Source organism: Streptomyces sp. NPDC051172, assembly GCF_040682555.1.
Taxonomy (GTDB): domain Bacteria; phylum Actinomycetota; class Actinomycetes; order Streptomycetales; family Streptomycetaceae; genus Streptomyces.
Map to the genome: position 1 here is coordinate 1 of NZ_JBFBBE010000239.1, position 5,802 is coordinate 5,802.

Here is a 5,802-nt window from a genome sequence, read left to right on the forward strand (position 1 = left end):
GGAAGCGTAGGAACTCCCATCATCGCAGGTCAGCAGGCACCTCTTCCTATTCCTCTGTCCACAGGCCGACTATCACGCGGTGGATCGAGGCTCAGTTGACGCATCAGGCCGATGTCCTCGCGCCAGCGGTGGTAGTGGTCGCATGCGACATCGCCGTTGTCGTTGCCCGCGACCTTGCCGGGTGTGTGGGAGAAGGTGTCCCAGATCGACGGGGAGCGGCCGTCCTCCGCGACGGCGCCCTCGATCTGGTACGCCGCTGTGGCCGTTCCCCACAGGAAGTCGGGCGGGAAGGCGGCGAGGTCGATGCGGTCGGACACGGAAGTCCCTTCGTAATCGGAGAAGTTGGTTTCCCGACGGCTCACTTGACGGCTCCCGCCGTAAGACCGGCGACGAGATAGCGCTGCAGCAGCAGGAAGCCGGCCACCACGGGCGCGCTGACGACCAGCGAGGCGGCCATGATCTGGTTCCAGTAGACGTCGTTGAGGGTGGAGTAGCCCTGGAGGCCGACGGCGAGCGTGCGGGTGGTGTCGTTGGTCATGACGGAGGCGAAGAGCACCTCACCCCAGGCGGTCATGAAGGCGTAGACGGCGACGGCGACGATCCCGGGGACCGCGGCCGGCACGACGATCCGCAGCAGCGCGCCCAACGGTCCGCAGCCGTCCACCAGCGCCGCCTCGTCCAGGTCGCGCGGCACCGAGTCGAAGTACCCGATCAGCATCCAGATGGAGAACGGCAGGGAGAAGGTGAGGTACGTGAGGATCAGGCCGCCGCGGGAACCGAACAGGGCGATGCCGGTGGCGTTGCCGATGTTGACGTAGAGGAGGAACAGCGGGAGCAGGAAGAGGATGCCCGGGAACATCTGCGTGGACAGGACGGTGACCGTGAAGACGCGTTTGCCGCGGAAGTCGTAGCGGCTGACCGCGTAGGCGGCGAACACCGCGATCACCACCGAGCAGAGGGTCGCCGAGCCCGCCACGATCAGCGAGTTCACGAAGTAGCGCGCCAGCGGGACCGTCGACCAGATGTCGATGTACGGGCGGATCGTCAGACCGCCGGGCAGCCAGCGGAACTCGCCTGTGACATCGGCGAGGGGCTTCAGCGAGCTGGAGACCATGACGTACACCGGCACCAGGACGAAGCCGGTGAGCAGGGTGAGGAAGATCCGCCGGGACCAGACGAACGAACTCGGCGCGGACATCGGGGATTTGAGCCTCTGGGCCTCAGACATCGGCCGCCCTCCGTCCGCGTGAGGTCAGCGCCAGATACACGCCCGTCACCACCAGCAGGAAGAGCAGCAGGAGTACGGACATCGCCGAGCCGGTGCCGAAGTTCCAGGTGACGAAGGACGCCTGGTAGATGTGGACCGAGATGAGGTCCGCGGCCTCGGGGGCTGCCTTGCCGAACAGGACGTACGGCGTGTTGAAGTCGTTGAAGGTCCACAGGAACAGCACCAGGACCAGGACCTGGTTCACCGGGCGCAGGGACGGCAGCGTGATGCGGCGGATCTGCTGCCACATCCCGGCACCGTCCAGGGCTGCCGCCTCGTACAGCTCGCGCGGGATGTTCTGCAGGCCCGCCATGACGATCAGGAAGGCGAACGGCCAGCCCTTCCATACCGACACGGTCAGCAGCGCGTAGAAGCTGTTGTCGCCGATCAGCCAGAAGGACGGCTTGTCGGTGAGGTGCAGCTGGTCGTGCAGGACGTGGTTCACCAGGCCGTTGTCGTGCTGGAACATGAACACCCAGGTGATGACGGCCGCGTACACCGGCAGGGCGTACGGCACCAGGAACAGCGCCCGCAGCAGGCCGCGGCCGCGGAAGGTGTCCTGCATGAAGACCGCGGCCGCCGTGCCGATCAGCCAGCACAGGCCGACCGACAGCAGCGTGAAACCGACGGTGACGAAGAAGGAGTGCAGCAGCGCCTCGCCGACGGGGGCGTCGAAGTCCACCGACACCTTGTAGTTGCCGAGGCCGGACCAGGGCGCGGTGCCCCAGTCCCGGATGTAGAACTGCGTGAGCTCCTTGAAGCTCATCACGATGCCGATGACCATCGGCACGAGGTGGACCAGGAGTTCGAGGATCAGGGCGGGCAGCAGGAGCAGGTACGGGAGGCCGATACGGCGGATCCGGCCGGGGCGGCGGCCATGCTGTTCGCGTGCCGTCGCCCCGGAGGAACTCCCGCTCACCGAAGGCTCTTTGATGGCGGTGGTCGTCATCGGATCACTTCGCCGGCATCTGCTGCTGGGCCTTCTCGAGCGCCGCCTTCACCGAGTCGGCGGTCACCGCGCGCCCGGCCGCGGCGTCCGCGAACAGGTCCTTGACGGCCGTACCGACCGTCGTCTCGAACTGCGACTCGTCGGCGACCTGCGGCAACGCGGCGGCACTCGTCGCGAGCGTCTGCTTCAGCACGGAGTTGGCCGCGCTGTTGAACGCGGCATCCGACTGGGCGGTCTTCACGGGCGGGATCGAGCTGTACGCCGTGTTGAGGATCTTCTGCTCGGCATCGCTTGTCATGAACTTCACGAACTTCGTGGCGCCGTCGAGGTTGTCGGTGTTCTTGAAGACGGCGAGGTTGATGCCCGCGACCATCGAGTCGACCTGGGTGCCGGTGCCAGGGGTGCCCGACTGCACGGGCACGGGCGCGATGCCGTACGAACTCTCGCTCATCCCCTGCGACTTCAGGTTGGCCGCGGCGGACTGCCACAGCAGCATGGCCTGCTTGCTCTTGGCGAAGTCGCTCACGGACTGGTTCTGCGCGTACTCGGCGTCGCCGGTCGGGATGACCTTGTCCTTGGCCATCAGATCGACGTACTGCTTGACCGCGGTGACCACGCCGTCGTTCGTGAAGTCGGGCTTGCCGTCGGCGGTGAAGAAGTCGGCGCCGTGCTGCTTGGCGAAGACGAAGACGTGGTGGATGTTCTCCGCGAGGTTGGCTCCCTCGGCGCCGAGCGGCGACTTGCCCTTCGCCTTGATCTTCTTGCCGTCCGCGACCAGTTCGTCCCAGGTGGCCGGGGGCTTGGAGATGCCCGCGTCGGCGAAGATCTCCTTGTTGTAGTAGAGGGCGTAGGCCATGGAGTACAGCGGTACGGCCGCCGGGTCCTTGCCCTGCGCGCCCGTCGAGCCGAGTGCCGAGTCGACGAAGCGGTCCTTGCCGCCGATCTTCGCGAAGTTCTTGGCGTCCCAGGGCAGCAGGGCGCCGGTGGCCTGCAGCGAGGCGCTCCACGTGTTGCCGATGTTGAGGACGTCGGGGCCCTGGCCGGAGGTGGTCGCGGTGAGGATCCGGTTCAGCAGATCCGACCAGGGAACCACCTCCAGGTTCACCTTGATGCCCGTCTGCTTCTCGAACTTGTCGAGCTCGGGCTGCAGGACCTTCTTGTCCACGGCGATGCTCGCGCCCTGGTTGGAGGCCCAGTACGTGAGCGTCTTCGGCGAGTCGTCGGACCCGCCGCCCGTCGACGAACCGCCTCCGCAGGCCGAGGCGGCAAGGGCGAGTGACATGGCGACGGCGCCTACGGCCGCGGCTCGGATGCTGCGCATGGCTCCCGGTGTCCCTTCAGGGATTGCACTCATGGCTTAATTTAGGACGTGAGTTAAACCTCGGGGGATGGCCGCGTCAAGAGGTGCGGCAACCCTTGTGGAACTCCGGTCGCACCTCTTGACGCGCCCGTTCGGGCAGTTGAAGCATTCACCGGCGAGAGAGCGCTCCCAAACCCCACCTCGTTCACTTTCTGAACAGGAGAGCCGCCCCATGCCCCTGCCTGACTCCGGCCTGCCCGCCGTGGGCCGCAGAACCGTCCTCGGCGCAGCCGCCGCAGCCGCCCCCGCGGTGCTCGGTCTGTCCGCCCGCGCGTCCGCCGCCCCGTCGCCGCCCGGGAAGCCGAAGCTCCTCCCCGGCGGCGGCGACCTCGGCCCGAACGTCCTGGTCTTCGACCCGTCCACCCCGGGCATCCAGGCCAAGCTGGACGAGGTGTTCACACAGCAGGAGTCGGCCCAGTTCGGCACCGGCCGCTACGCGCTGCTGTTCAAGCCGGGCACCTACAACGGCCTCAACGCCCAACTCGGCTTCTACACCTCGATCATGGGCCTGGGCCTCTCCCCCGACGACACCACCATCAACGGGGACGTCACGGTCGACGCGGGCTGGTTCAACGGAAACGCGACGCAGAACTTCTGGCGTTCGGCGGAGAACCTCGCCCTGGTCCCGGCGAACGGCACCAACCGGTGGGCGGTGGCGCAGGCGGCACCCTTCCGCCGTATGCACGTCCGCGGCGGCATCGACCTCTCGCCCACGGGCTACGGCTGGGCGAGCGGCGGCTACATCGCCGACAGCCGGATCGACGGACAGGTCGGCCCGTACTCGCAGCAGCAGTGGTACACCCGGGACAGCACGATCGGCAGCTGGCTCAACGGCGTCTGGAACATGGTGTTCTCCGGCGTCGAGGGCGCCCCCGCGCAGAGCTTCCCGAACCCGCCGTACACCACGCTGGACACCACTCCGGTCTCCCGCGAGAAGCCCTTCCTGTACGTCGGCGGCGCCACCGGCCTCCGCGTGTTCCTGCCGGAGAAGCGGACCAATGCCCGCGGAGTCACCTGGGGCAACGGCACCCCGCGAGGCACCTCGCTCCCGCTGTCGCAGTTCTACGTCGCCAAGCCGGGCGTAACCGCGGCCACCCTCAACCAGGCGCTCACCCAGGGCCTTCACCTCCTGCTCACGCCGGGGATCTACCACCTCGACGAGCCGATCCAGGTGAACCGGGCGGGCACCGTCGTCCTGGGCTTGGGTTACGCAACTCTCGTACCCACCAACGGAGTTGCCGCCCTGCGCGTAGCCGACGTGGACGGCGTACGCCTGGCCGGCCTCCTGATGGACGCGGGACCGGTCAACTCCCCCACGCTGCTGGAGATCGGCCCACTCGGCGCCTGGCGGGACCACTCCGCCAACCCGACCACCGTGCAGGACGTGTTCGTCCGCATCGGCGGCGCGGGCGCCGGAAAGGCCACCACCAGCATGGTCATCAACAACAGGCACACCATCGTCGACCACACCTGGGTCTGGCGCGCAGACCACGGCGACGGAGTCGGCTGGGACACCAACCGCGCCGACTACGGAATCGTCGTGAACGGCGACGACGTGCTGTGCACCGGCCTGTTCGTCGAGCACTTCAACAAGTACGACGTGCAGTGGTACGGCCAGCGGGGCCGCACCATCTTCTTCCAGAACGAGAAGGCCTACGACGCCCCGAACCAGGCCGCGATCCAGAACGGCTCGGTGAAGGGCTACGCGGCCTACAAGGTCGGCGACGGCGTCACCACGCACGAGGGCTGGGGCCTGGGCAGCTACTGCTACTACAACGTCGACCCGACGATCGTGCAGCACAACGGCTTCACCGCCCCGAACCGGCCCGGCGTGCGCTTCCACGACCTGCTGGTGGTCTCCCTGGGCGGAAAGGGCCAGTACGAACACGTCATCAACGACACGGGCACACCGACGTCGGGCACGTCGACGGTGCCGTCCACGGTGGTGTCGTACCCGTGAGCGAGGGGCGGCCCCGCCCGTGTTCGGGAGGGGCCGCCCGGCTGTGAAGGTGCCGGCCCTGTCGTGCGGCGCACGACAAGCCCCACCCGCGTACGGCAGGGCCCGTGGGCCGTGGGTGTGACCCTGCGTGAGCCTGCGTGAGCCTGCGGGCAGTCGTGCCGCTTGGGGCGGCACGGGTGGGCGCAGGCGGCCCCCCCGTAGCGCCGGGCTGCGCGGCCCGCCGCGGCCCGCGTCCGCCGCGACAGCGGCCGTACGGGCTCGGCACC

At 68.1% G+C, this 5,802-nt stretch carries 4 protein-coding genes and 1 pseudogene; 1 reads left to right on the forward strand and 4 read right to left on the reverse strand.

Features of this window, described 5'->3' with window-relative positions; all coding sequences use genetic code 11:
- Positions 1-92 precede the first annotated feature (92 nt).
- The 4 genes and pseudogenes from AB0N07_RS49565 to AB0N07_RS49580 all read right to left on the reverse strand — a co-directional run.
- Positions 93-317 (reverse strand): annotated as a pseudogene (locus AB0N07_RS49565) (family 1 glycosylhydrolase); the annotation flags it as partial.
- Positions 318-358: 41 nt separating this feature from the next.
- Entirely contained in the window at positions 359-1,198 is an 840-nt protein-coding gene (locus tag AB0N07_RS49570) for a carbohydrate ABC transporter permease (protein WP_365847403.1), read from the reverse strand.
- 22 nt (positions 1,199-1,220) lie between these two features.
- Positions 1,221-2,216, reverse strand: coding sequence for a sugar ABC transporter permease (locus AB0N07_RS49575; RefSeq protein ID WP_365847397.1), 996 nt, complete (start codon positions 2,214-2,216; stop codon positions 1,221-1,223).
- A gap of 4 nt (positions 2,217-2,220) precedes the next feature.
- Entirely contained in the window at positions 2,221-3,537 is a 1,317-nt protein-coding gene (locus tag AB0N07_RS49580; RefSeq protein ID WP_365847399.1) for a sugar ABC transporter substrate-binding protein, read from the reverse strand.
- 211 nt (positions 3,538-3,748) lie between these two features.
- On the opposite strand from AB0N07_RS49580, the gene AB0N07_RS49585 reads away from it, so the two are divergent.
- On the forward strand, positions 3,749-5,536 hold the full coding sequence (locus tag AB0N07_RS49585; protein WP_365847401.1) for a coagulation factor 5/8 type domain-containing protein: 1,788 nt from the start codon (positions 3,749-3,751) through the stop codon (positions 5,534-5,536).
- The last annotated feature ends 266 nt before the right edge of the window (positions 5,537-5,802 follow it).

Coding starts and splice junctions, on each gene's coding strand:
- AB0N07_RS49570 (WP_365847403.1), bottom strand. CDS start 1,198: ATGTCCGCGCCGAGTTCGTTCGTCTGGTCCCGGCGGATCTTCCTCACC.
- AB0N07_RS49575 (WP_365847397.1), bottom strand. CDS start 2,216: ATGACGACCACCGCCATCAAAGAGCCTTCGGTGAGCGGGAGTTCCTCC.
- AB0N07_RS49580 (WP_365847399.1), bottom strand. CDS start 3,537: ATGCGCAGCATCCGAGCCGCGGCCGTAGGCGCCGTCGCCATGTCACTC.
- AB0N07_RS49585 (WP_365847401.1), top strand. CDS start 3,749: ATGCCCCTGCCTGACTCCGGCCTGCCCGCCGTGGGCCGCAGAACCGTC.